Consider the following 22,287-nt stretch of genomic DNA (forward strand, 5'->3'; position numbering starts at 1 on the left):
GCGTGGGCAAACGGTTTTGTGCAGGCGGGCATTGACGGGGCCGCGTAACGGCCCCGAGTGCCTGTCAGTCCAGGTCGGACGCCGCGTGTCGTTCTGCTACCTGGCTGCTTTCATCGCCCCAGGTGCGGTTCACCCGGGTTCCGCGCTGTACTGCCGGTCGCAGGGCAATTTCCTCGGCCCAGCGCTGTACATGCGGGTATTCGTCCACTGTCAGGAACTCCGCCGCGCCATACAGGTTGCCGCGCACCAACTGGCCATACCATGGCCACACGGCGATATCGGCGATGCTGTATTGCTCGCCGCCCAGGTAGCGGCTTTCCCCCAGGCGCCGATTGAGCACATCCAGCTGGCGCTTGGCTTCCATGGTGAAGCGGTTGATCGCGTACTCGAACTTTTCCGGCGCATAGACATAGAAGTGGCCAAAGCCACCGCCCAGGTAAGGTGCCGCGCCCATCTGCCAGAACAGCCAGTTCAGGCTTTCGGTGCGGGCCGCCGGCGCCTCGGGCAGCAGGGCACCGAATTTCTCTGCCAGGTACAGCAGGATCGAGCCCGACTCGAACACCCGCACCGGCGGCTCGACGCTGCGGTCGAGCAATGCGGGGATCTTCGAGTTGGGGTTGACCTGGACGAAGCCGCTGGAAAATTGCTCGCCCTCGCCGATGCGGATCAGCCAGGCGTCATATTCGGCCCCCTGGTGGCCCAGGGCGAGCAGTTCTTCCAGGGCGATGGTGACCTTGACGCCGTTGGGTGTGGCCAGCGAGTACAGCTGCAGCGGGTGCTTGCCCACGGGCAGGTGCTTGTCATGCGTCGGGCCGGCAACCGGGCGGTTGATGCTGGCGAACTGGCCGCCGGACGCCGCATCGTTGCGCCAGACCTTGGGGGGCACATAGGCGGGCTTGCTCATGCATGAATCTCCTTGAATGGCGCGAAATGGGCACATGAAGACGTCGACCAGCATCTATGCCATGGGTTCGATAAAAAGCGCAAATGCACAATGCGCGAGCGGGTTGTGCATGGCGGCGGTTTCATCCAGGTTTCATCCGCCACTGGCCAGCCCGGTTCTATGCTGAGTCATCGCTTCGCCCTGCAAGGAACCGCTGGCCGATGACCCTTTCACGTTGCGTGCTGGCCCTGGCCCTGTTCGCCGGCCTGCTTACCCATGCCGAGGCTGCGCCTTGGGTTGCCGGCCTGCACCACATGAGCCTGGCCGACCCGGTCGATGGCCAGCCCATGCAGGCGCTGGCGTTCTACCCGGCTGTTGGCAAAACCCGCAGCAGCCGCATGGATGGCTACCCGATCGACGTGGCTGAAGAAGCGCCGGTAGCGTTGGGCCAGTTCCCCTTGCTGGTGCTGTCGCATGGCAATACCGGCAGCCCACTGGCCTTGCACTACCTGGCCACCTCGCTGGCGCGTCGCGGGTTTGTGGTGGTAGCCGTGGTACACCCGGGGGACAACGCCCGCGATCACAGCCGCCTGGGTACCCTGAGCAACCTGTATGGCCGGCCGCTGCAAGTCAGTGCCGCGATCACCGCGGCCCGCGACGATGCCTTGTTGGGGCCTTACCTGAACGATGGCAAGGTCGGCTTGATCGGCTATTCGGCCGGCGGCGAAACCGCCTTGATTGTTTCCGGTGCGCGCCCAGACCTCGACCGCCTGCGCCAGTATTGCCTGGAGCGCCCGAACGATGCCGACGCCTGCAGGACGCACGGGGTATTGATTGCCGACCGCAGCGAGCTGGCGCCCATGGCCGACCAACGGGTGGGCGCGGTGATGCTGATGGCACCGCTGAGCTTGTTGTTCGACCGCCAAACCCTGGCCGGGGTGCGCTTGCCGGTGTTGATCTACAGCGGTGACAGCGACCAGCTGGTGGCAGTGGATCGTAATGCCGAAGCCTTGGCCCGCAAGCTGCCGGTGACCCCGGACTACCGCCTGCTGGCCGGCGCCGGGCATTTTGTGTTCATGGCCCATTGCGACAGCGAGCAGTACGCGCGGATGCCGACGCTGTGCAAGGACGCCGAAGGCGTGGACCGCCGCGATATCCACCATTCGCTGCAACGCGAGACAGCAGCGTTCTTCAGCCAGGCGCTGGGCGCGCCGCAGCCGGCCGAGCGCTCAGCCGCGGCCAGCATGCCGCGCCAGCCACAGCGTTAGGCCGACGCCGGCCAGGGCCAGCAGGGCCGCCACTGCGAAGACCAAGGCATAGCCCAGGTGCACGGCAACTGCTCCCATCAGCGGCCCGGCGATGGCCAGGGCCATGTCGAAGAACACCGCGTAGGCACCCAGCCCGGCGCCGCGACTGCTGGCAGGCACCTGCCTGATCGCCTCCACCCCCAGCGCAGGGTACACCAACGACAGGCCGAACCCGGTCAGCCCGGCACCAACCAGCGCCCATGGCGGCGAGGCTGCCAACCACAGCAGGCCCAGGCCGAGCACTTCGGTGGCCATGCAGGCCATGGCGACGTTGTAGCCACCAAACCGGTTGACAGCGTTGACGAACAGCAGCCGCGAAATGATGAAACAGGTGCCAAAGGCAGTCAGGCACCAAGCTGCGCCGAGCCAGCCACGCTCCAGGTAGTACAGGGTGACGAAGGTAGTCAGGGTGCCGTAGCCGATCGAGGCCAGGGTCAGGCCCAGGCCGCACGGCGCGACCCGTGCGAAGGCCGACCAGAACGGCAGGCGCTCGCCGCGTGCCACGACCACGTCCGCGCGCTTGCGCAGCACCAGCAGGGCCGACAGCGCCAGCGCCAGCAGCACTGGCCCCAGTACGCTGAAGCCCAGCCCATCCACCGCCAGCACGCCCAAGGGCGCGCCAAGCGCGATGGCGCCATAGGAGGCAATACCGTTCCAGGAAATCACCCGCGCGGTGTGCTCGGGGCCGACCTGGCTGATGCCCCAACTCAACGTGGCCACGCCAATCAGCCCTTGGGCGATACCCAACAGCAAGCGCCCGCCGAGCAACAGTGCCAGGCTCAGCGGCGGTAGGGCCAGGGTCAGGGCCGACAGCCAGGTCAGTATCCCGCAGCCTGCAATCCCCAGCAGGCCGAAGCGAATGGCGCGTTTACCGCCCAGGCTGTCCGCCACGCGCCCGGCAAACGGGCGGCTGAGCAGGGTGGCCAGGTACTGCAGGCCGATGGTCGCACCGGCGACGATGGCGCCGTAGCCCAGCTGGTCATGCACATGGCTGGGCAGCACGGCGATCGGCAGGCCGATGCACAGAAAGGCAATGAAGGTGTAGAAGACGATCGACAGGATCTGCAGGGTGATGCCGGCGGCAGGTTGTTGCGCGGTCATGGGCTCGTTCGCGGGCGGGCGGTTGGGCGTGGTCCCATCATGGCCGTTGCGCAAAGGAAAAGAAAGCAGGCTAACGAATTATTCGTCCGGAGCGCCCGCTTGTGGCATCGGTGGCGGATTGTTCGCGGGTAAACCGCTCCCACAGGGCCTGCAGGCGCCTTGTGGGAGCGGGAAGAGGCCGGCCCGGCCACGCAAATGGCCAGGCCTGAGCCTTCAATCAGACCAGCACACCCTGGCTACGCAGGTAATCGTCGTAGGTGCCGCTGAAGTCCACCACGCCATCGGCCGACAGCTCGATGATGCGGGTGGCCAGCGACGACACGAACTCCCGGTCGTGGCTGACGAACAGCAGGGTGCCCGGGTAGTTTTCCAGCGCCAGGTTCAGCGCCTCGATCGATTCCATGTCCAGGTGGTTGGTCGGCTCGTCCATGACCAGCACGTTCGGCTTCTGCAGGATCAGCTTGCCGAACAGCATGCGGCCTTGCTCACCACCGGAGATCACCTTCACCGACTTGAGGATCTCGTCGTTGGAGAACAGCATGCGCCCGAGGGTGCCGCGGATCACCTGCTCGCCGGAAGTCCACTGGCCCATCCAGTCGAACAGAGTCATGTCTTCTTCGAAGTCGTGAGCGTGGTCCTGGGCGTAGTAGCCCACTTCGGCGCTATCGGTCCACTTCACTTCGCCCTTGTCCGGGGTCATTTCACCGACCAGGGTGCGCAGCAGGGTGGTCTTGCCGATACCGTTGGGGCCGATGATCGCCACGCGCTCGCCGGCTTCGATGGTGAAGCCCAGGTCCTTGAACAGCACCTTGTCGTCGAACGCCTTGGACATTTTCTCGACGGTCACGGCCTGGCGGTGCAGCTTCTTGGTCTGCTCGAAGCGGATGAACGGGCTCACCCGGCTCGATGGCTTGACCTCGGCCAGCTGGATCTTGTCGATCTGCTTGGCCCGCGAGGTGGCCTGCTTGGCCTTGGAGGCGTTGGCCGAGAAGCGGCTGACGAAGGTCTGCAGCTCGGCGATCTGCGCCTTTTTCTTGGCGTTGTCGGCCAGCAGTTGCTCGCGCGCCTGGGTAGCGGCGGTCATGTACTCGTCGTAGTTGCCCGGGAACAGGCGCAGCTCGCCGTAGTCCAGGTCGGCCATGTGGGTGCAGACACTGTTGAGGAAGTGCCGGTCGTGGGAAATGATCACCATGGTGCTGTTACGCGCGGTGAGGATGTTTTCCAGCCAGCGGATGGTGTTGATGTCCAGGTGGTTGGTCGGTTCGTCGAGCAGCAGCACGTCCGGGTCCGAGAACAGTGCCTGGGCCAGCAGCACTCGCAGTTTCCAGCCAGGGGCCACTTCGCTCATCGGGCCGAAGTGCTGCTCCAGCGGAATACCCAGGCCCAGCAGCAGTTCACCAGCGCGTGATTCGGCGGTGTAGCCGTCCATTTCGGCGAACTCGGTTTCCAGCTCGGCGACGGCCATGCCGTCTTCCTCGGTCATTTCCGGCAGCGAATAGATGCGGTCGCGTTCGGCCTTGACCTTCCACAGCTGGGCGTGGCCCATGATCACCGTGTCGATCACGGTGAATTCCTCGTAGGCGAACTGGTCCTGGCGCAGCTTGCCCAGGCGCGTGTTCGGCTCGAGCATGACCTGGCCGGCGGACGGCTCCAGGTCACCGCCGAGGATCTTCATGAAGGTCGACTTGCCGCAACCGTTGGCGCCGATCAGGCCGTAGCGGTTGCCGTTGTTGAATTTGACGGAAACGTTTTCGAACAGCGGCTTGGAGCCGAACTGCATGGTGATGTTAGCGGTAGAAATCAAGTGCTTGTCCTGCGGGGGTTCCAGAGGTGTATTTAGGCCCTCTCGTCAGTTTTGGGCCAATTTTGGGCCAATGCGACTCGGGGCGGCAGCTTCTCCAGCTCCCTCCAGTCCGAGGAGGAGCTGATCCATTTCGCGTAGGTAGAGAGCAACATCTCGACGCTATGGCCGAGCTGGTTCGCGATGAACGCGGGGTTCATCCCAGCCATCAGGCACATGGTTGCGTAGGTGTGGCGGGTGTCGTACTGCCGGCGTTCACGGATGTCCAGCGCCTTGAGCGCTGCTTTGAAGTGGCGGATTGTAACACTTGGTTCGTTGATCCACAGCCCACCTTTGCTCGGCTGGAATACAAATGGGCTTGAAGGATAGGCCGACTTTGAAGCCATCCGCCTCAAGTCAGCCAGGCGCTGGGCCTGTCTTAGGGCGTTGAGCGCTCGGTCATTCAACAACACCACCCGGTGATACTTTGTCTTCGTCCTGTCTGCAGGCTTGCGATCGACGATGATGCGCTGGATTGTCGCTGTGCGCTCCTCGAGATTGATGTCCTGCCATTGCAGGCCCATTGCCTCGCCAGGGCGCAAGCCGGTGAAGAAGCTGAACTCGAAGAAGGCGGCATAGATTTGAGCGTACTTTTGTCGCGTAGCATAGAGATGCTCGATGATCGCTTCCGCTTCAGCGCGGGTATAAGGCTCGACGACCTTCTTCACCGCCGTTGGCTTGTCGAGCGAGGCCGTCGGATTCTTGGTGATCAGGCCGTCAAGCACGGCGGCCTTGGAAATGCTGGCCAGCTTGATGATCGCATTGCGCTTAACGCCGGCCGAAGTCCACTGGATTTGCGAGATTACTCCCCGCAGCATCGTCGGCGTGATCATGTCGATCCGGCGCAGGCCCAGGTATGGCATCCAGTACGGATTCAAGGTGCTGACGTAGTTGTCGCGGGTCCCCTTCACGATGTGCCGGCTGTTGAGTCCAGACGGTGAACGCGCCGTATCCATCGCCTAGACACGGATGGGGACATGGAGTGGGAGGAGGTGATGGGGCTGCTGGCCGAAACCCCGGAGCTGGATCTTACGTTCAACGACGACGAGAGCGTGACGGTGAGGTGGGAGGCGCAGAGTGCAGGCGACCGAGACGACTTGGTCGTGGAGAAGGATTGGGAGGAAGAGAAGCTTGAGGAGGAGGCGCCTTTCTGACGTCGAAAACATCTATGACCTGCCCACCCATCCAGCATGGATGGAAAGCCAGTAGCGACTCCAGTAGTGGCGTAGTACGGTCCGCCTTCAACAAACCGCCCGGTTCGTTGCCTCCAATCCCACGGACCGGGACTCTCATGACCTGGGAGGTCGAATGGAAGTCGCTCGAAAGATCAGCCAACAGGAATTGGACAACGCCCTGGTAGCCTTCGCCCGCTACAAAATCGGAGAAATCAAAATCTTCGACTTGGAGCAGGCAATGAGCTTCGAAGCGGGCGAAGCCTTATCCCAAAGCGGGCTGGTCCGGTTCTCAATAACCAAGATGGTGTCCGGACGGTATCGCATTAGCGATGAAGGGGAGAACGCCATCACACCGGCTGGTCGGGATCGCCTTGAGGTGATCCGAGCCTGACGATAGGCAAGCCTAGCAACGGCCGCAGACAGATCCTGCGGCCATCTGCAAACCACAGGCAATCGCCGGGCTAACCGGATGAAAGTTCCGGTGCACGGTGGCGTGGGCTTCTGGCTTGCCGCGCGGCGCCTGAATCAAGGCAAGTTACTGCATGAGTGGGTATTGGCCCAGCGCGACCTGGTGCCCAACGGATCAGCCACAGCTAAAGCTCTCGAATACAGCCTGAAACGTTGGGTAGCGCTAACGCGCTACCTGGACGATGGCGCTGTACCCATCGACAACAACCAGGTCGAGAACCGAATACGGCCGTGGGCACTCGGGCGCTCGAACTGGTTATTTACCAGGTCGTTGCGCACCGGTAAACGGGCGGCTGCGATCATGAGCCTGATCCAGTCGGCGCGTATGAATAGGCATGATCCGTATGCCTATCTCAAATGTGCTGACGCGGCTACCGACACCGCGGACAGCGAGATAGAGAAGTTGCTGCCGCACGAGTGGGCGCCCTTTTAACTGCGTAATATATGCAACGCAGACACGAACACAAAATTAAAGAGGAATTCGGTATGATCCGGCGTTATCAACCTTGTGACATCAACCATATTCTCGATCTGTGGCTGGATGCTTCGATCAAAGCACATGATTTCATTCCTGAAGCGTTCTGGCGGGAGCAATTAGGTGCTATGCGCGACCATTACCTACCACAAGCCGAAAATTATGTAATTGAAGACGAAGGTCGGGTACTTGGCTTTATATCGTTGCATGAAAATCGTATAGAAGCGTTGTTTGTCAGCCCTCAGGCCCAAGGACGTGGGTTGGGGCGACAGCTACTGCACGAGGCCAAGCGACTGCGTACGGCTCTTGAACTGAATGTCTATAGTGCCAATGAGCGAGCAATAGCATTTTATCAGGCTGGGGGTTTTTTAACTGTTGCTGAGTCGCGTAATTCAATTACGGGGCAGCACGAGCTTACAATGCGCTGGAGTTACAACTGAAAAACTTGGTTGGGCGGCAGGGATCGAGACGAAGCAGTTGCTGCAGCATCAGTGCCGGCAGGTATCGGCGTGACTTACTCAAGGTGAGTTCGCCGTACGCTTACAAAGAAAAGCCCACACTGCAATGCGGGCTAACGTAGGGAAACGGATGAGTTTTCACTGTGCAGGGCAGGGCGTGAAAAACCGTGAAGGCATTAAAAAGCCCGCTGAAGCGGGCTATGCCGGTGATCAGGAGAGCGCTGCCGATTACACCAGATGAGCGTTCCAGACCAGTAGCACCCTGGCTGATGCTCAATGGCGTGCTCTGGGTGCTCTGCTCGGGTGCTGCGTGGCGAGATATGCCGGAGCGATTTGGCCCGTGGTCAACGGTGTATCAACGGTTCCGGGGCTGGCGAAACCAGGGGACGTTCGATCAGATGCTCAAACGCTTGCACCTGAAATTGAATGAGCAAGGCTTGATCGATTTGCAAACCTGGATGATCGACTCAACTGCTGTACGCGCAACCCGAGCCTCTTCTGGCGCCGGGAAAAAAGGGGGCCTGACGAGCCTGCCGATAACGCTCTAGGCCGCAGTCGCGGCGGCCTGACAACCAAGATCCACATGCTCTGCGACGCCAACGGAACACCGTTGCGCTTCCTTCTCTCTGGCGGTCAAGCCAGTGACATCAGCTACGCCCAGCCACTGCTGGACGAAGTCAGCATTCCATCAAGCCAACGAGGTCGTCCGCGCATGCGCTGCAAATGGCTGCTTGCCGACAAAGGCTACGACGCCGAAGCGCTGCGCCGCTACTGCGACCAGTACCGCATGCAACCCGTCATCCCGATGCGCTCAATGAAGCGCAAACCCAAGCCTGGCTTACCCAGACTGTTTGATCGGCCCAAATATCGACAGCGCAACATCATCGAGCGCATGTTTGGCTGGCTGAAAGAGAACCGCCGCATCGTGACACGCTTCGACAAGCTCGCGAAAAGCTATGCCGCCATGGTCTCACTGGCTTGTTCCATGCGGTGTTTGCGACATCTCTTTTCGTACAGAGCCTAGGTGCCGACGAAGCCAGCAGGAAGATGCGGTAGTGGTCCGCAGGTGATACCAATTTTGATACCAATGATGGGAGTGAGGGGGGATGGAGGGGTGTTTTGCCCAATGAAATCAACCCTTTGTCACCGGGACCGGGGCGGTTCGTTGGGAGGCACAACGCTACTACGGCGCCGGCATGGCCGGTTACGGGTTTCTGTCCAGGGTGGATGGGTAAATAGGGTGATGATAGGCTCGCCGATTTTTGGGAGAATCGACATGTCTACAAGGATCGTTTCGGCGTCGTTGGCGCTAGCTTGTGTACTGGGAAGCCCTTCGGCGCTGGCGTGGAAAAACGTAGATGGAGTGATCAAATTCGAGAGCAATTAAGCCCGTCATTGTGACGCCCGGGCGCTTGATGCTAGCGCGGTGATGCACGCCAGGCAGTTTAATCAGACGCCGGTGTACGTGTGGGACAAATCCGGTGAACCATCCGAAGAAACTCTCAAAATGCGAGAGATTTTCGCTCAGCAGGTATTAGCCTACCCTCGGCGCGAAACTCCGGAAGAAATGCTGAGGGATAGTGATGAATTCACCAGAGCTGTTTGGTTGCAGTGCATTCGGGCATACGTCAAATCGACGCCGTCGAGCTCCTGAGGCGGACTCTCCATGTGACAGTTGGCGTTCCTGGGCCTCATCCGCGCCCTGGGTCTTTCACCCACACTGGATGCCAGGGCAGGCAAGAGGTTAAGTGCCTGGAGCCTAAGCTCCCCATTCACCCAAATCGCAAGGATGCCCATGCGTAAAGTCTTGTTAGCTTTATTGGTCACTATTCCCACTCTTCCGCTGCCTGGCTGCTCGGCAGTATCGACTTTCGACAAGTATGCAACCTTGCGCTTTCATGAGTTGTATCGTACGGATATCAAGTACAGTTACTTCGATGGAAAGTCCGGCATGCGGAGTGCTAATCCAAATTTTCGAAATGTAATGCTTCCCGCACGGATAGCTGATAGCGATCAGTGGATGGACTTTACTGATGATTTGGGGAGCCATTTTAAGACGTTTGGAAATACTTTATATCGTGATACATATCCAGCTGGGCTTGAACCGATAAAACAGTTTTTGGTCTGGAGTCGGCTTCCGCCAATGCAGCGGCTAACCATGCGCGATACGTTGAATGCCACGCCTGAGTTCACATCGATTAAAGCTCAACTTGTCGTTGAGCGAGGAACGGATGAGCCGCTGCTGGTCTTTTCAGGCAGTTCGCTGCTTTGGGAAACAATTCCACAGTATGCGGTCGACAGTGATAACGCCATAAGAATGCTGTTTAATGCGCGGGATTGGTATGCGGCTTCGAAATAGCCGCCATCTGTGAGAATCGATGGAAGATCTGGCAGCCCAGCCCAGCCCCGCGCCGGGCTTTTTGCGTCTGGGGTGGCTTTGCAGTTATAGCTGGGTGGATGGGTGGACAGGATTGCGGTCCCCGCAGCTTTGGGGGATGAAGGCCCATTGCCTTCCTCAAGGAGTCGAGTCATGACGTTGCGGTTCCCGAAAAGCTTCAAGGTCGCGCCGGGCGCGCGTATCAACTGTAAGCGTTCGCTGAAGTCACCTTGCATGGCTTGGGCGCGCATCGACTTGGCTGAATGCACGCGAGACAGGATCGCCCTATGATTCGGTGAGTCCACGTCTGATAATGCCTCGGATATCAATATTCAACGCAGGGCCAATAATGGACTACCGTGCAACTCGCTACGCCGTATTTGCCATTCCCTTCTTCGTAATTTGCCAGCCAGTACAAGCATCGACGTGGCAAATTTGCCGTATGGAGCTACATATCACTGAAGTGTTGAGGCGTCCCTATCCAAAGCTACAGGCCCAGGTCGTGAAGGTAAGCCAGGCATCGATCACGGCAGAATGCCCGGAAAAGGGGGCGACTATCACATTCGTACCGGAAACTGCTGATTACCAAAGCACGCTCCCACGCAGGCAGTGGCCCAAAAAAGGCCAGTTGATGCACATCAACTACCGATACCTGGATGGGACGTGTAAAGGCGATGGCCATCCCCATGAGTGCCGTATTGAACACTACCCCTTAGCGGGTACTTGGTAAGCGTTCGACAAACACATATTCGCCACATGCAGGTCGAAGAATTTGCGGCAAGCATGGGCCAATGCAGCCGATTTCGGTGATAGCCATCCGTGCGATCACCAGGTTTGCCTGCAGTCGGTACGAGGGCGTGGCTACCGCTGGGTCCCACTGCATGAGCAGACCGGCGTGGCCATGGAGGAGTTAGGGCGAAACGTTCGCAAGGTGTTCTGCAGCACCGGACAGAAGCTGAGAAACCTGCGCATCACCGAGCTTACCGACGACCAGCGACGGGATAACCTGGATCAGGTGGCGAAGTTCTCCGCGCTGCGCGGGATGGCAACTAAGACCTTGCGCTGGCTCTGCCGACTGTGCTGCTGGATAACGGCAGCCAGCACAGCGGCAATCCCCATAAAACGTATGAGCGCCGCCGGCGGCAAGGTTACGATCTGGCCGGGATATGAAACACTGACCTGCTCACCGCCACGGGGCAGGGAAGTGGCTAAACGTAAAGCGCACTGACGTTCACCGCTATCGGGAAACCGCCACGCCCAGACAGTAGTCACAAATAGTTCATAACGAAGGTCACTTCGCTGTTGGCGGAACCCGCGCTCATTCCCTCATCGTATTGGCCAGCATCTCCATTCGGCAGGGTACGAATATACTTGGCATTGAGGGGTATGGAGAAGTTTCCACCGGCTGTCGAGTATTCATTGAAGACATAGATTTTGTCGAGTTGTATGGGGGCCTGATCGCCGTCAAGCAATTGCAGTGCTATGCCTTTTGCTGTTGAGCTTGTGTTTAATTTGATAATGCCGAGTGCGCCGTCCACTGCAGGGGCGCCTGAGGTGGCAGACAAGCTATAGCTCACTTTTTTGATTCCGCTCGGGCAGTTGTTTAGTTTTATATTGAAGGCTTTGGGTGGTGTGGCATTTCCACTTCTTGAAAATACGCTAAGGTTGTGCTCGCCCATTTCAACGGCAATGTTTGGAGTTTCGCACGATTGAAGAATGATGGAAGAGCTGTTGTCTATTGTCATGGCTAAAGGTCTTAAGCTCGCCGATTCTACTTGCACATACCCTAGGGTTCCAGCCGGTATGGTTGCGCCTGGTGAAATATTTCCCGTTTTAACTATGCGTAGGGCGTTTGTAGTGGTATTGAATCCGTATCCGCCAGGCTGTTGAGTTTTTCCGCCGCCAAATCCGTAATATTCACTGCCCTGATAAATCCATTGCCACGAAAGCCCCGTACTCCCTATCGGTAAATAAACTGACGTGGTGTCCGCACCCACATTGTTTTTAATCCCCGTCGTGAATGTGGTTGAGCATTTGTACGATGCGGCGCCACTAAAAGTTTTAGCCGGGGATTCGTAAATCACGGTATTGACCGCTGCGTCTCTGGGGATGGAAAGCGTGGAAGGTATACTTATATTTATCTGTTTTTGTGAATGGCCGTCGTAAAACTCGCACGCTGCAAACGAGAGCGAAGGTGCAGCGAAAAAAATACAAACTGCCAGCGATGTAATAGGTTTAATCATTTGCCGAGCCCCTCAACGAATTTCCAGTTGAATTCGGGGTGCTCGGCCGTTAAACGATGGTAAGCCTCGTTTAAACGGGTGCTCTCTGTCTCGCTAGATGTTTCGTTTAAGGTGCCATGAGATAATGAAGTGCACGCAGAAATAGTAAAGAATATACTTGATATTACTACATTCCAGCCACTATAATGGTTGCTTGGTTGCTTGGTTGCTTGGTTGCTTGGTTGCTTGGTTGCTTGGTTGCTTGGTTGCTTGGTTGCTTGGTTGCTTGGTTGCTTGGTTGCTTGGTTGCTTATAAGTTTGCCTTGTATCTTGCATGGTGCATACCCGGTAAATGAATGCACCAAGTTACCCCCAGAATGGCTGGATGTTTAATCAGACAATTCTGATAGCTACACAGTCCCCAGGTGATATGAAGACCTCTACCTAGAGCGGTTGTTTGCTGAGTCGGTTTAGCAACTGACTACCTGTGACACGATGAGTCGTGCATGTCTCGGTACTGGTTAAACCTTCCACACATGCGCCGCCCTCCTGCGTAATTGAACCAGCATAGTCCGTGGAGCGGTACTGGCGCGTTTGCGTTTCCTGATGCTGAAATCCTATGCGGCCCATCGTCGACGAGAGGTGAGCGCCGAGGATTCGGTCGACATGCAGGAACTGTCCGGAGCTGCCAGGGCCACGGGATTGTTGGAGATCGAGGAGACGTACCCCATTGGCCTGTTCAGTTACGAGAGTTTGAAAGCTGGAATGGTTACGAGCCAGGACGGATCGTGATTGGCAGAACTCCAGGATGGGGCGCACAGGCTGTCTAAAACCGCTCGAAAGCTTCTCGGTTTTAGGTGATAGTCGTCCAAACTCGCCAGTGCATATTAGGCAGCGTCGACGCATAGGCCGCGAAATACGCGGCTTGAGATCGATTTTCCGCACTACTGCTGCATCACTGGGGCGTGAGCTTGTCACTGTGGCCCAAGCGAACGCGGGTCAGGGGGGGCGGTGAAGTAGCACCCGTGGCCATCGTTGAAGCCGCCGCGCCCAGACAGTAGTCACAAATAGTTCATAACGAAGGTTACTTCGCTGTTGGCGGAACCCGCGCTCATCCCCTCATCATATTGGCCAGCATCTCCATTCGGCAGGGTACGAATATACTTGGCACTCAGGGGGATGGAGAAATTTCCACCGTCTGTTGAGTATTCATTGAAGACATACGTTTTGTCGAGTTGTATGGGGGTTTGATTACCGTCAAGCAATTGCAGTGCTATGCCTTTTGCTGTTGAGCTTGTGTTTAATTTGATGATGCCGAGTGCGCCGTCCACTGCAGGGGAGCCTGACGTGGCAGATAAGCTATAGCTAACTTTCTGGATTCCGCTCGGGCAGTTATTTAATTTTATATTGAAGGCTTTGGGTGGTGTGGCATTTCCACTTCTTGAAAATACGCTAAGGTTGTGCTCGCCCATCTCAACGAAAATGTTTGGGGTTTCGCACGACTGTAGAATGATGGAGGAGCTTCTGTAGGTTGTCATTGCCAAAGGTCTCAAGCTTGCTGATTCTACTTGCATATATCCTAGGGTTCCGGCCGGTATGGTTGCGCCTGGTGAAATATTTCCGGTTTTAATTATGCGCAGCGCGTTTGTTGTGCTGTTGAACCCGTAGCCGCCAGGTTGTTGATATTTTAGGCCGCCAAATCCTACATAGGCACTGCCTTGATAGATCCACTGCCAAGAGAGTCCCGTATTGCCTATCGGAAAATATGTTAACCTTGAGTCCGTTCCCACGGCGTTTTTAATTCCAACCGTGAATGTGGTTGAGCATATGTACGATGCGGCTCCATTAAAGGTTATGGCCGGGGATTCGTAAATCACGGTGTTGACTGGTGCGTCTCTGGGGATGGAAAGCGTAGAAGGTATATTTATATTTATCTGTTTTTGTGAGTGACCTTCGTAATACTCGCAAGCTGCAAACGAAAACGAAGGTGCAGTGATAAAAATACAAGCTGCCAGTGATGTGATTGGTTTAATCATTTGCTGAGCCCCTCGACGAATTTCCAGTTGAATTCGGGGTGCTCGGTCGTTAAACGATGGTAAGCCTCGTTTAAGCGGGTGCTCTCTGTCTCGCGAGATGTTTCGTTTAAGGTGTCATGAGATAATGAAGCGCACGCAGAAATAGTGAAGAATATACTTGATATAACTATATTCCGACCATTATAATGCTTGCTTGCTTGCTTGCTTGCTTGCTTGCTTGCTTGCTTGCTTGCTTGCTTGCTTGCTTGCTTGCTTGCTTGCTTGCTTGCTTGCTTGCTTGGTCATAAATTTGCCTTGAGTCTCGCATGGTGCATGCTCGGTAAATGGATGCGCCAAGTTACGCCGAGACCCGCCATACGCTTAATCAGACAATTCTGATAGTCAGCAGAGTCGAACTGCCAAAGATGACTTGCCGCTGGAAGCCCACCCGAGGTCAGCCTTCCGGTTGCGCTGATTGACCCTCAACCAACTAGATCCCTCGCTTCGCACATTGCCAACGGCCGTGCTCACCCGGTGACACTCAAAGGTCTCGGCCGGTGCGCCGAGGTTGAGCACCCGTTGCCCGGCGTGCTCGCTTGGCATGTCTGCTCCAATCCACCGAATATCCTGCTCGTTCAGCAGCAGTAGCCATCGCTCAACGTTAAACAGATTTTTTACATCCTTTGTTATAACGTTACGGAGCTGTTGCAAATTGTTACCGGTCTTCCGAGGAGCTGACTCGCGGTGGCCGGTATTTTCAGGAGTGTTCATGAGCGTCGATCTAGACACCGAGGCCACTGCCCTCGATGGGTTCCCCCGTTTCCAGCGCGCGCCGGCGCACGCGCGCAAACTGGTGCAGTTGACCTATCTGGCACTGGCAATCGCCACGCTGCTGATGATGCTACAGGGCCTGGTCGGGGTATTCAGCCCGGACTCCCATTGGTTGGTCCTGCTCGCCGTCAATGCCGCTGCGCTGTTGCTGTTGGCTGCGGCTGCGCAATCTGCCTGGCGGGTAGCCAACTGGCGCGCGGCCCTGCTGGGCGAGACTCCGTCGCAGCTGGCGTTCTGGCGCAGCGCTGCGGTGGAAACGGCCGAGTCGCAATCGCTCAGCCGTTTCGATCGCTGGTGTGCGCAGGTTGGCGAAGCGTGCCGGCGGCAATTGCACAAGCTTGGCGCAGAGACGCCTTGGCTTGTTGGCCTGGCAGGGCTGGCGCTGCTGTTGGTCAACAATGCCTGGCGCCTCGATTTGCCTGTACCGCTGGTTGCCGGCCAGGTGAGCTGGGTGGCGATCGGCATCCTGGCCGTGTTCGCGTTCTGCCTGGTTGTGGCCGAGCGCCACCTGATGGCCGAAAGCGCAGCGACCTGGCCCGAGGCCAGGGCTCTCGCGGCGATGATACGGCTGGTCATCGCCGTGCAGGTAGTGACCATTGCCTGCCTGGCCTTCATTGACGGCGAACGGCTGTGGCCGGCGCGCCTGGCGGTATTGATCAGTGTGCTGCCTGGGCTGGCAGCGCTCGAGCTGTTGTCGCGGGCAGGGCTGGCGCTGTTTCGCCCCTGGCGCCCAGGCGAAGAGCCTGCGCTGGTAGCGCGCAGCCTGGTCGGCGACATGCTGCAATGGCCACCGCGCCCGATCACCGTGCTGCAGAACGAATTGCATCAGCGCCTGGGTATCGACTTGCGCCAGGTATGGGCCTTTGCCTTCATGCGCAAAGCGTTCGTGCCGGTAGCGGCGCTGGTGGCGGTGGTCGGTTGGTTGTTGACCGGCATCGTCGAAGTGCCGATGAACAATCGCGGCGTATATGAACGTTTTGGCAAGCCGCTGGAGGTGTATCAGCCGGGCCTGCATGTCGGCCTGCCTTGGCCTTTTGGCAAGGTACTGGAGGTAGACAACAGCATCATCCATGAGCTGGCCACCTCCGGCGCGGCCAAGGCGGCGGACACCTTGGCCGCCGCCGAAGGGCCAGCGCCGGCAGCGGCCAACCGGCTGTGGGATGCCACCCACCTGAGCGAGAACTCACAGGTGATTGCCGGCGCCGAGGGCGGCCGCCAGGGCTTGCAGATCGTGAACATGGACGTGCGTTTCATCTACCGTATCGGCATGAGTGACGCGGCGGCCCTCGCGGCAACCTACCACAGCACCGACGTTGCACAACTGTTGCGCAGCGTTGCCAACCGCGTGCTGGTCCACGATTTCGCTGGCCGGTCGCTGGATGGCTTGCTCGGCGCCGAGCGTGCGGCGCTCGGCCGGGACATAGGCCGGGCGGTGCAGGCCGACCTGGACCGGATGGACAGCGGCGTGGAACTGCTGGCCACTTCAGTGGAGGCGATTCACCCGCCAGCGGGCGCGGCTCATGCCTACCATGCCGTGCAGGCTGCGCAGATCACCGCCCAGGCGCTGATCGCCCGCGATCGTGGGCAGGCCATGCAGACGCTCAACCAGGCGCGCTTCACGGCAACATCGCTGACCGACAAGGCCACTGCCGAGGCGCACGAAACCGAAACCGCGGCCAACACCGCCGCGCTGCGATTCGCCGCCGAACGCACCGCGTGGCAGCACGCTGGCCAGGCTTTTCTGCTGGAGCAGTACCTGGAGCGTTTGTCCCAGGGGATGGCCGGGGCAAGCAGCCTGATTATCGACCACCGCCTGGCGGCAACCCAGGCACCGACCTTGGACCTGCGCAGCTTCGCTGTGCCTGTCGACCCTACACCGGCAGTACCTGCATCCGGACGCACCCAGGAGCGTAACCAGTGAATTCCCATTCTGCCCACGGTCATGACCACAGCCATGATCACAGCCATAGCCACGGTCATGAGCATGACCATGATCATGCCCCCGCAGTTGCCCGGCCGGCCTGGCTGCGCCTTGGCGTGGCATTGCTGCTTGTCCTGGTGATGGCGGCGACAGCGTGTTTTGTCCAGGTGCGGGTAGGCGAAGCAACCGTCATCACGCGCTTCGGCAACCCCTCACGCGTGCTGATGGAGCCTGGCCTGGCCTGGCGCTGGCCGGTGCCGTTCGAGGCAGCGGTACCGGTCGACCTGCGCCTGCGCACCACCTCGAGCGGGCTGCAGGATGTCGGTACCCGCGATGGCCTGCGCATCATTGTCCAGGCCTACATCGCCTGGCAGGTAGCACCCGACCCACAGCGCATCCAGCTGTTCATGCGCGCGGTGCAGAACCAGCCGGACGAGGCGGCGCGGCAGATTCGCACCCTGGTGGGTTCGGCACTGGAAACCACGGCCAGCGGCTTCGAACTGGCAGACCTGGTCAATGTCGACGCCAGCCGGGTGCGTATCGATGCGTTCGAGCAGCGCCTGCAGGACCGGATCGAGCAGCAACTGCTCAACACTTATGGGGTACGTGTGGTGCAGGTGGGGATCGAGCGCCTGACCCTGCCCAAGGTTACCCTCGATGCCACCGTCGACCGTATGCGTGCCGAGCGCGAAACCATCGCCACCGAGCGCACTGCTGAAGGCAAGCGCAAGGCTGCGGAAATCCAGTCGGCCGCCGAGCGTGACGCCAGGATCCTGCAAGCCGACGCGAACGTGAAGGCCGCGCAGATCCAGGCCCAGTCGCAAGTACAGGCGGCGGACATCTATGGCAAGGCATACGCAGGTGCGCCAGAGCTGTACACCTTGCTGCGCTCGCTGGATACCCTGGGCTCGGTGATCAACCCTGCTACGCGCCTGGTGTTGCGCACCGACGCGGCGCCGTTCCGTGCGCTGGTGGAGGGGCCGGCGTTGCCGGCTGGAGCTGACCATGGCCATCGCTGAACAGCTGTCGTCGCGGTTACCCGACGGCCCGTGGTTGCAGTCCGCGCGCATCGGCTTCCTGGTGCTCTACGCGGTGACCCTGCTGGCGGCAGTGGGCTGGCTGTTCGGCAACGTGCGCCAGGTGGGCCCGGAAAGCCGCGCAGTGGTGTTGCGCCTCGGCGCCGAAGCGCGCATCCAGAATGCCGGCTTGCTGCTGGCATGGCCACAACCGTTCGAGCAGGTGGTGATGTTGCCCTCGGCGGGGCGGGTTACCGAGCGTCGCGTCGAGGTGCTGCTGCGCTCCGAGCTGGCGCAGAAGTCCGACAAGGACGGCACCCTGGCCAGTGACGCCACGGCAGGCTCCGGCTTTCTCCTGACCGGCGATGCCGGCGCCGTGCAGCTGGACGTGCGGGTGTTCTACACCGTGACTGACCCGTATGTTTTCGCGCGCCAGCGGCCGCATGTCGAGGCCGCCCTGGACCGCCTGGTAGAGCGTAACGCGGTGCTGATCTGCGCCTCGCGCGACATGGATGCGATCCTGGTGGCGCGCCCTGAACTGGTTGGGACGGATGCCCAGGTGGCCGAGCACCGCGAACAACTTCGCGGCGACCTCCAGCAGGGCATCAATGCCAGCCTGGCGCGTCTGCGCTCGGCCGGGGCCAGCCTGGGGGTCGAAGTGGCGCGGGTCGACATCCAGTCCTCCTTGCCTTGGTCCGCGGTCAGTGCGTTCAACGCTGTGCTCACCGCCAGCCAGCAGGCCGAGCAGGCGGTGGCAAAAGCCCGCAACGACGCCGCACGGCAACTGCAACAGGCCACCCAGGCAGCAGACCGCACCGTACAAGTGGCCCAGGCCGAGGCCAGTGAGCGCCTGGCGCGAGCCCAGGCCGAGACGGCCACGATCGTCGGTTTGACGCAACAGCAGGATCCGCAACTGTTGCAACGCCTCTACCAGGAGCGCGTACCGGCAATTCTTGCCCGTGCAGGCGCGGTTACCACCGTCAACAAGGATGATGCCGGGCACATGATCCTGCAGGGGCCAAAGCCATGAGCACAGTGCCTTGCCCACTCGATCCTTGCCGGCCCGCCCCGGTTCACGTTCATTTCTGGAGCTGCTCGCGATGAGTACCCACCACTGCCATGGCCACGGGCATCATCATCACGCCCATACCCACCTCACCTCGGGCTTGCTGTCGCAGGCCGAACGGCGCACGGCCGGCCGCCAGCTGATCCTGGCAATGCTGGCCCTGGGGCTCCTGGGGTTGGGGCTGGTCTGGCGCTGGCTGGCGCCAACCCAGGAAGGGGTCAGCCAGATGCTCCTGGGCGTTGCCTCGCTACTGGTCGCCATCCCGGTCTTGCGCGCGTCCTGGCACAGCCTGTTGCATCCCAGCCTGCACGGTATCACCGACCAGCTTATCGGCCTGGCCATGCTGGGTGCGTGGGCGACCGGTGACCTGGCCACTGCGGCACTGCTGCCAATCATCATGATCTTCGGCCATATCCTCGAAGAGCGCAGCGTGCTGGGTGCGCAGGAAGCCATTGCCGCGCTTGGCCAGTTGACGCGCAGCCATGCACGCCTGATCGGTGCCGATGGCCAGGTGCGCGAGGTCGATAACGCCAGCCTTGCGCCTGGCGACCAGGTCGAGGTCCGTGCCGGCGACCGTGTGCCCGCCGATGGCCGGGTCGTCGCAGGGCAGGCCAGCCTCGATACTGCGGCCATCACCGGTGAGTCGGTCCCGCAGGAAGTCAGCCCTGGCATGGATATCCATGGCGGCTCGATCAACCTCGATGGCCTGCTGCGCGTGGAGGTGACCCGCGTCGGCGAGGACTCTACCTTGGGCAAGGTGATCGCGCTGATGCAGCGCGCCGAACAGGCCAAGCCGCCGATCACGCGCTTGCTCGAGCGCTACGCTGGGCGCTACATGGTCCTGGTGCTGCTGATCGCCGCCGCGACCTGGTTCATCACCCGTGATGCGCAGGCCATGCTGGCCGTGCTGGTGGCGGCTTGCCCGTGTGCATTGGTGCTGTCCGCGCCGGCGACAGCAGTGGCAGGCATTGCCGTCGCCGCTCGGCACGGCATCCTGATTCGCGGGTCGGCGTTTCTCGAGGAGCTCGCCGACCTGTCTTCGATGGTAATCGACAAGACCGGCACCCTGACCTACGGCGACCTGCGCCTGCACAGCGTGGTCGGCCTCTCGAGCCCGTTGTCGCAGGCCGCTGTCATCGAGCTGGCCGCCAGTCTCGGTGCGGCCAGCAGCCACCCGGTCAGCCGGGCCCTGGCGTCGTTGCTGGCGCACGACCGGTATCTGCCGCTGGTGGATGTTCAGGAGCGCCAGGGCTTTGGCGTAGTGGCCCGCGCAGAGGAGGGCGAAGCAGCCTTGGGCCGCCCGGAGCTGTTCAGCCAGTTGGGCATCGAAGTGCCCACGCTGCCTGAGCACGATGGCCCGATTGCCGGCCTGGCCCTGAATGGCCGGTTTCTGGCCTGGCTGCTCCTGGCCGACAATGTACGCGCCGAAGCCGCCGAGGCGATGCAGCAGCTGCGAGAGCTGGGCCTTGAGCGCCAGTTGCTGTTGACCGGTGACCGCAAGCGTGTAGCCGAAGCGATCGCCGCCCAGCTTGGTATCACGCGGGTGGTCGCCGAAGCACTGCCGGAAGACAAAATGCACCAGGTCAACCATGAGCTGCAGATAGGCCTGCGGCCGCTGGTGGTTGGCGATGGCATCAATGATTCACTGGCGCTGAAAGCCGGTGTGGTGGGTGTGGCGATCGGTGCGGGCGGCGCTGATATCGCGCTGGCCGCAGCGGATATCGTGCTGATCAACGGTGACCTGCGGCGCCTGGGCACCTGCATCCGCCTCAGCCGCCGCTGCCGGCGCACCCTGCAGGTAAATGTGCTGATTGGCCTGGGCTGGACCGTGGCCATTGTCGTCGCGGCAGCGTTTGGCATCCTCGGGGCAGCAGGGGCAATGGTCGCGGCGTTGTTGCACAACCTCAGCACATTGCTGGTGTTGACCAATTCCGGGCGTCTTTTACGTTATGACGAGAGGCACAGGGAGCACAGCAGCCTGTTGCCAGCCCCGGAGCCACGCTCCGCTCATGCCGGCGGCGCCCGGTAGACGACCTGGTCACGCCCTTGCTGTTTGGCCGTGTAGAGCCCTGTGTCGGCGCGGTTTAGCGCATCCTCCATCGTTTCGGCGTTGGCGAACAGGGTGCAGCCTATGCTCAGGCTGACGTTCAATTGGCCGTTGGCCAACTGCATCGGTGCGCTACCGACCAGTTCACGGATTCGTTCGGCGATGCGCCGCAGCTCTTCACCGTCCTTGACCTGCAATATGGCGACAAATTCTTCACCGCCATGACGTACCAGCAGGTCATCGGGGCGAAGTGCCGCGCGCAGACGCCGGGCACATTCGCAGAGCACTTTGTCGCCGCCGGAATGGCCGTACCGGTCATTGATGGATTTGAAATGATCCAGGTCTGCATAAATAGCACCCAGCTGTAAGCCATTCTGCTCGGCCAATCGCCGCTGATGCCCTTCAAAAGCCGCCAGCGCGCCGCGGTTCCACAGTTGAGTCAGCGGGTCGAGCAAGGCTTTGCGCTGCTCGCGGTCCATTTCCAGGCGTAGATCGCGGTTGACCTGGGCCAGGGCACGCAGTTGCAGGTAGCCTTCCGCGAGTGTGGCCAGGTCCTTGAAATTCGCTTGCTGGGCCTTGCTGAGCTCGCGCGGGCGAGGGTCGAACATGCACAGCGTACCGATGGCTTTGCCGTTTCCGGCGCGCAAGGGGTGGCCGGCATAGAAGCGGATATAGGGTGCGTTGAGTACCAGCGGGTTGTCGACGAAGCGCGTATCGTGCCTGGCATCCGGGACCATCAAGGTATCTTCGCCGAGAATGGCGTAGCCGCAGAAGGAGACACTGCGCGTCGTCTCGCTGGCCTCGAGCCCTATACGCGCCTTGAACCACTGGCGGTCCTGATCGATGAGGCTGATAAGCACCGTGTCGACGTGGGCCAGGTCCTGGGTGAGCCGCACCAGGGTATCGAGGTAATGCTCGGCAGGCGTGTCGACCAGGTTCATGTCGTCGAGTGTGCGCTGGCGCAGCGCTTCGTCAGCAGGCAACGGACAAGCTGGCATATTAGGGTCTCCATTCCTCGGTTTGCCGCGTCTGGGCGTGGGGGGCAGTTTCTGTAGCGCCGTTGGACAAGCACAGCATAGGTCATG

General features: G+C 60.1%; 17 protein-coding genes and 5 pseudogenes. 13 read left to right on the forward strand and 9 right to left on the reverse strand.

Annotation, left to right across the window (positions count from 1 at the left end):
- Positions 1-64: 64 nt before the first annotated feature.
- A complete protein-coding gene (gene yghU, locus HG549_RS12155; RefSeq protein ID WP_170029729.1) occupies positions 65-904 on the reverse strand; it encodes a glutathione-dependent disulfide-bond oxidoreductase in 840 nt (279 codons plus the stop codon).
- Between the two features lie 200 nt (positions 905-1,104).
- Here yghU and HG549_RS12160 point away from each other — a divergent pair, with 200 nt between their 5' ends.
- Positions 1,105-2,151, forward strand: a complete 1,047-nt coding sequence (locus tag HG549_RS12160; protein ID WP_170029730.1) for a dienelactone hydrolase — start codon at positions 1,105-1,107, stop codon at positions 2,149-2,151.
- Here the strand turns inward: HG549_RS12160 and HG549_RS12165 are convergent.
- The 3 genes from HG549_RS12165 to HG549_RS12175 all read right to left on the reverse strand — a co-directional run bounded on the left by HG549_RS12165 (position 2,113) and on the right by HG549_RS12175 (position 6,087).
- A complete protein-coding gene (locus HG549_RS12165) occupies positions 2,113-3,291 on the reverse strand; it encodes an MFS transporter (RefSeq protein WP_170029731.1) in 1,179 nt (392 codons plus the stop codon). The two genes, HG549_RS12160 and HG549_RS12165, sit on opposite strands and share 39 nt — an antisense overlap.
- Positions 3,292-3,508: 217 nt before the next feature.
- Positions 3,509-5,095, reverse strand: coding sequence for an ABC-F family ATPase (locus tag HG549_RS12170; protein WP_170029732.1), 1,587 nt, complete (start codon positions 5,093-5,095; stop codon positions 3,509-3,511).
- A 32-nt stretch (positions 5,096-5,127) separates the two neighbouring features.
- Complete coding sequence (locus HG549_RS12175) at positions 5,128-6,087, reverse strand: tyrosine-type recombinase/integrase (protein ID WP_372241556.1); 960 nt, start codon at positions 6,085-6,087, stop codon at positions 5,128-5,130.
- Between HG549_RS12175 and HG549_RS12180 the strand changes: the two are divergent.
- The 7 genes and pseudogenes from HG549_RS12180 to HG549_RS25965 all read left to right on the forward strand — a co-directional run.
- A pseudogene (locus HG549_RS12180) lies at positions 6,082-6,285 on the forward strand (DUF1654 domain-containing protein); the annotation flags it as partial. The gene HG549_RS12175 and the pseudogene HG549_RS12180 overlap by 6 nt on opposite strands.
- A 154-nt stretch (positions 6,286-6,439) precedes the next feature.
- A complete protein-coding gene (locus HG549_RS12185; protein ID WP_170029733.1) occupies positions 6,440-6,697 on the forward strand; it encodes a hypothetical protein in 258 nt (85 codons plus the stop codon).
- A gap of 147 nt (positions 6,698-6,844) precedes the next feature.
- Positions 6,845-7,207: pseudogene (locus HG549_RS12190) on the forward strand (transposase); the annotation flags it as partial.
- A gap of 53 nt (positions 7,208-7,260) precedes the next feature.
- Positions 7,261-7,689, forward strand: a complete 429-nt coding sequence (locus tag HG549_RS12195) for an N-acetyltransferase (RefSeq protein ID WP_170029734.1) — start codon at positions 7,261-7,263, stop codon at positions 7,687-7,689.
- 284 nt (positions 7,690-7,973) lie between these two features.
- Positions 7,974-8,731 (forward strand): annotated as a pseudogene (locus tag HG549_RS12200) (IS5 family transposase); the annotation flags it as partial.
- A gap of 771 nt (positions 8,732-9,502) precedes the next feature.
- Positions 9,503-10,066, forward strand: coding sequence for a hypothetical protein (locus HG549_RS12205; RefSeq protein ID WP_170029735.1), 564 nt, complete (start codon positions 9,503-9,505; stop codon positions 10,064-10,066).
- Between the two features lie 913 nt (positions 10,067-10,979).
- A complete protein-coding gene (locus HG549_RS25965; protein ID WP_256666118.1) occupies positions 10,980-11,312 on the forward strand; it encodes a hypothetical protein in 333 nt (110 codons plus the stop codon).
- A 40-nt stretch (positions 11,313-11,352) separates the two neighbouring features.
- Here the strand turns inward: HG549_RS25965 and HG549_RS12215 are convergent, their stop codons facing one another.
- The 3 genes and pseudogenes from HG549_RS12215 to HG549_RS26315 form a co-directional block, all read right to left on the reverse strand.
- The gene (locus HG549_RS12215) at positions 11,353-12,327 is read right to left on the reverse strand and encodes a fimbrial protein (protein WP_170029736.1); all 975 of its coding nucleotides are present in this window, start codon (positions 12,325-12,327) and stop codon (positions 11,353-11,355) included.
- Positions 12,324-12,572, reverse strand: a pseudogene (locus HG549_RS26310) (hypothetical protein); the annotation flags it as partial. The gene HG549_RS12215 and the pseudogene HG549_RS26310, both read right to left, overlap by 4 nt.
- Positions 12,508-12,642: a PT domain-containing protein gene (locus HG549_RS26315; protein WP_372241576.1), complete on the reverse strand. Its 135-nt coding sequence runs from the start codon at positions 12,640-12,642 to the stop codon at positions 12,508-12,510. The gene HG549_RS26315 and the pseudogene HG549_RS26310, both read right to left, overlap by 65 nt.
- Before the next feature lie 231 nt (positions 12,643-12,873).
- Here HG549_RS26315 and HG549_RS25975 point away from each other — a divergent pair.
- Positions 12,874-13,136, forward strand: a pseudogene (locus tag HG549_RS25975) (hypothetical protein).
- Positions 13,137-13,367: 231 nt separating this feature from the next.
- Here the strand turns inward: HG549_RS25975 and HG549_RS25980 are convergent.
- On the reverse strand, positions 13,368-14,342 hold the full coding sequence (locus HG549_RS25980) for a fimbrial protein (RefSeq protein ID WP_170029738.1): 975 nt from the start codon (positions 14,340-14,342) through the stop codon (positions 13,368-13,370).
- Between the two features lie 748 nt (positions 14,343-15,090).
- Here HG549_RS25980 and hflK (HG549_RS12230) point away from each other — a divergent pair.
- From hflK (HG549_RS12230) to HG549_RS12245, 4 genes are all read left to right on the forward strand, one after another.
- Entirely contained in the window at positions 15,091-17,073 is a 1,983-nt protein-coding gene (gene hflK, locus HG549_RS12230; protein ID WP_170029739.1) for a protease modulator HflK, read from the forward strand.
- Positions 17,070-18,092, forward strand: a complete 1,023-nt coding sequence (hflC, locus tag HG549_RS12235; RefSeq protein WP_170029740.1) for a protease modulator HflC — start codon at positions 17,070-17,072, stop codon at positions 18,090-18,092. Before hflK (HG549_RS12230) ends, hflC begins: the two co-directional genes overlap by 4 nt.
- A complete protein-coding gene (gene hflK / locus HG549_RS12240) occupies positions 18,079-19,119 on the forward strand; it encodes a protease modulator HflK (RefSeq protein WP_170029741.1) in 1,041 nt (346 codons plus the stop codon). The genes hflC and hflK (HG549_RS12240) overlap by 14 nt, the downstream gene beginning before the upstream one ends.
- A gap of 70 nt (positions 19,120-19,189) precedes the next feature.
- Complete coding sequence (locus tag HG549_RS12245) at positions 19,190-21,184, forward strand: heavy metal translocating P-type ATPase (protein WP_170029742.1); 1,995 nt, start codon at positions 19,190-19,192, stop codon at positions 21,182-21,184.
- Here the strand turns inward: HG549_RS12245 and HG549_RS12250 are convergent.
- Entirely contained in the window at positions 21,163-22,200 is a 1,038-nt protein-coding gene (locus HG549_RS12250) for a diguanylate cyclase (protein WP_170029743.1), read from the reverse strand. The genes HG549_RS12245 and HG549_RS12250 overlap by 22 nt on opposite strands.
- Positions 22,201-22,287: the final 87 nt, after the last annotated feature.

The organism is Pseudomonas sp. SK, from assembly GCF_012975065.1.
In the GTDB taxonomy this organism is placed as follows: domain Bacteria; phylum Pseudomonadota; class Gammaproteobacteria; order Pseudomonadales; family Pseudomonadaceae; genus Aquipseudomonas; species Aquipseudomonas anuradhapurensis.

Bases quoted from the DNA above. Each gene is read 5' to 3' on its own strand.
- HG549_RS12250 (WP_170029743.1), bottom strand. From the start codon at position 22,200: ATGCCAGCTTGTCCGTTGCCTGCTGACGAAGCGCTGCGCCAGCGCACA.
- HG549_RS12205 (WP_170029735.1), top strand. From the start codon at position 9,503: ATGCGTAAAGTCTTGTTAGCTTTATTGGTCACTATTCCCACTCTTCCG.
- HG549_RS26315 (WP_372241576.1), bottom strand. From the start codon at position 12,642: ATGCAAGATACAAGGCAAACTTATAAGCAACCAAGCAACCAAGCAACC.
- hflK (WP_170029739.1), top strand. From the start codon at position 15,091: ATGAGCGTCGATCTAGACACCGAGGCCACTGCCCTCGATGGGTTCCCC.
- HG549_RS12245 (WP_170029742.1), top strand. From the start codon at position 19,190: ATGAGTACCCACCACTGCCATGGCCACGGGCATCATCATCACGCCCAT.
- HG549_RS12195 (WP_170029734.1), top strand. From the start codon at position 7,261: ATGATCCGGCGTTATCAACCTTGTGACATCAACCATATTCTCGATCTG.
- yghU (WP_170029729.1), bottom strand. From the start codon at position 904: ATGAGCAAGCCCGCCTATGTGCCCCCCAAGGTCTGGCGCAACGATGCG.
- HG549_RS12165 (WP_170029731.1), bottom strand. From the start codon at position 3,291: ATGACCGCGCAACAACCTGCCGCCGGCATCACCCTGCAGATCCTGTCG.
- HG549_RS25980 (WP_170029738.1), bottom strand. From the start codon at position 14,342: ATGATTAAACCAATCACATCACTGGCAGCTTGTATTTTTATCACTGCA.
- HG549_RS12215 (WP_170029736.1), bottom strand. From the start codon at position 12,327: ATGATTAAACCTATTACATCGCTGGCAGTTTGTATTTTTTTCGCTGCA.
- hflK (WP_170029741.1), top strand. From the start codon at position 18,079: ATGGCCATCGCTGAACAGCTGTCGTCGCGGTTACCCGACGGCCCGTGG.
- HG549_RS12160 (WP_170029730.1), top strand. From the start codon at position 1,105: ATGACCCTTTCACGTTGCGTGCTGGCCCTGGCCCTGTTCGCCGGCCTG.
- HG549_RS12185 (WP_170029733.1), top strand. From the start codon at position 6,440: ATGGAAGTCGCTCGAAAGATCAGCCAACAGGAATTGGACAACGCCCTG.
- HG549_RS12175 (WP_372241556.1), bottom strand. From the start codon at position 6,087: ATGGATACGGCGCGTTCACCGTCTGGACTCAACAGCCGGCACATCGTG.